3 protein-coding genes are annotated in these 2,590 nt (G+C 33.7%); all 3 read left to right on the plus strand.

The annotated features are described in order from the left end of the window. Positions 1–621 precede the first annotated feature (621 nt). The 3 genes from L950_RS29065 to L950_RS24895 all read left to right on the plus strand — a co-directional run bounded on the left by L950_RS29065 (position 622) and on the right by L950_RS24895 (position 2,234). Entirely contained in the window at positions 622–1,065 is a 444-nt protein-coding gene (locus L950_RS29065) for a hypothetical protein (protein ID WP_156169868.1), read from the plus strand. Positions 1,066–1,108: 43 nt separating this feature from the next. After that, a complete protein-coding gene (locus tag L950_RS24890; RefSeq protein WP_021191389.1) occupies positions 1,109–1,372 on the plus strand; it encodes a hypothetical protein in 264 nt (87 codons plus the stop codon). Positions 1,373–1,457: 85 nt separating this feature from the next. Further along, positions 1,458–2,234 (plus strand): esterase/lipase family protein, encoded by a 777-nt coding sequence (locus L950_RS24895; protein WP_021191390.1) that lies wholly within the window; start codon positions 1,458–1,460, stop codon positions 2,232–2,234. Positions 2,235–2,590 lie beyond the last annotated feature (356 nt).

The raw sequence follows: 2,590 nt of genomic DNA on the forward strand, positions 1-2,590 counted from the left end.
TACTTTATTGTTGCAATTCCACTTCAAACTTTATCAAATATAGCTTATCTAGATACTTTATAATTGTTTCATTCTTAGTATTCAGTTAGCGCTAAAAGTCAGGAAGAAGAAACAGTTCAATTTTACCCACTCGAGAGTTTTATACCGGCTCCTCGAATTGCTATATAATCTGTATGAAGAACTTTTGAAAGCTTTTCTAAAAACTTATGAAAGAATCATGATAGAATTTAGTGCAATTAAAGTTAATAATTTATAAGACATAAATTCTGTAGATAAAATTTACAGGATATACTCTTTGAAACAAAAATTTGAAAATAAAACAAAGAAATTAATATGAGACTGATCTTCCTTTTTTTCTTTTCAATAGGACTTGCTTATGGTCAGTCAGGCCAAGAGCTGGCTGTAGGCTATGCAGATCGCTATGACAGCCTTCCAGAAATACATATTGAGATTGCAGAGAAACAACTTTATGAAAGGACTGCTCCAGCGCCGAAAATGATATTTTCCCACTTTGCCATAAAGAACAACACACTGATAGTACCTACAGGAAAAGGTCTCATTAAACTCAAAAAATTTGACGATTCGCCCAGACAAGACGACGGTTTTCGCGGCTGGCAGTATATGGGATATTTGCCGCGCTTGCAGATGCATGCTTTAGTAAGCCATAGTGTTTCTGAACATCTCGGATTCAGCGACATGGTATTGCTGGACAGCGCTACTTCCGACCAGTATGGGATTGTCTCTATCGGGGATGCTACCGTATCGCTCCCCATCCATTCTCCCGACGGACGCTTTCTTGCCTACTACTACAACCATGTATATGAACGCAATAGTTGCTTTATAGGACTTCTAGAAATACGCGATGGCATGATCAGCTCTCATGCCCGAATTTCAGAAATGGCAAGCTTTCAGACCAAGAATTGGGCAGTGGAAGATATCAGATGGGTCGACAATACGTCCTTAATCGTGAAAACTTATATACTAAAGGGACGAGGAGTACTGGAGGAAAGGCAGTATAAGTATTACTTGGCTAGGCTGAATAGTGCGATTAAGAAAACTGAATAATTTGATAATTAAAAATAAGGATTTGCAAAGTGGTATTTGACAAATGGAAATACTTCCATTACTAATTAATGATCAACTTAAAATATCAATTAATTCACATATGGGGATATCCAAGCAGAATATGCTGTTAGACGGTCTTACCAACAAACAGTTTTTTGTTATCGCTTTTGAAACCATCAAATATCTTGGTTGGCACGTCAGATTTATTTCTGATGCGGACGTAATAGCCTATACCCAAAATAGTGAATATTCATGGAGTGGAGAGATCACTGTCAAATTGGTACAGGATATGGAAGCGATAATTTGAAATGAATATATAAAAATAGGTATATTGTATTTTAAAAATTCAGACAATCCTATTATTCATTGTATCTACACAAAATAGAAACTAAATGTTAAAATATCCACTTATACTGATACACGGAACTGGAGCAAAAGACAACACTTTGTTCTGGGGAAGAATTCCTAAATTGCTAAAGGAATTAGGAATTAATGTATATTATGGGCATACTGATGCTTGGGGCTCAATTGAAGATAATGCAAAGTTACTTCAATTAAGAATAGAACATATAATCCATAAGACCGGTGTAGAAAAAATTAATTTAATAGCATATTCAAAAGGTGGTATTGACGCGCGTTTCCTGATTTCGACTTTGCAATATGGTCGAAAAATAGCTTCTTTAACAACAATATCAACGCCTCATCATGGTACTTTAATTGCAGATTATTTTTTAAATAACAGAACCTTTCAAAGTTCACTTGCGAAACGTATACTCCCTGTTTTTGTCAAAATATTCGGTGACAATAACCCAAATATTTATAATGTAATAAATGAGCTAAGCATAAATTATATGGAAAGTTTTAATCAAAATAACTTAAATGATCCATTGGTATATTACAATAGTTATGCATCTGCTATGGCTTCTAAAAAGGATGACTTCCTATACTCTTGGACATATCAGTATTTAATGAAGAACGCCGGAGAAAATGATGGACTTGTATCTGTGAAATCAGCAGCTTGGGGTGATAAATTTCAATTATTCACGGATAGTAGTCGTGGTATTTCACATGTTGAAATAACTGACATAAAACGGAGGAAAATTGGAGCATTTGACATTCCCGAGATTTACCGTAAAATAACAGATGATCTTTCTAAAAATGGTTTTTAATGGTATACTTCTGAAAAACATCATGTTTCTTAACTATATAATGAAATCAAAATTATTTAATAAAATGCCTAATGATGGAATAAACATGATTTGCTACTTTTTCAATATCTTCAAATAAAAATTTGTTTTTTCAAAAAGGAAATAACTTCAGAACGACTGCTGGTTTTAATTCTATGATCAATCTCGCAATAAATCTGATTCCCAATTTCAAACTATGACATCAGTTTTTCAAAGGCATCTACAAAATTTAATAGCGCAATATTTGTTTTAGAATCCGTTAAATGCCCTTTTTCATTTATTTTCCCTTTTATTCCAGAAATTAAAAGTGTAGTCTCTGTCGTGAAATTTGCCATTAA

Origin of the sequence: Sphingobacterium sp. IITKGP-BTPF85 (genome assembly GCF_001006065.1) — a bacterium.
Classification (GTDB): Bacteria; Bacteroidota; Bacteroidia; order Sphingobacteriales; family Sphingobacteriaceae; genus Sphingobacterium; species Sphingobacterium anhuiense.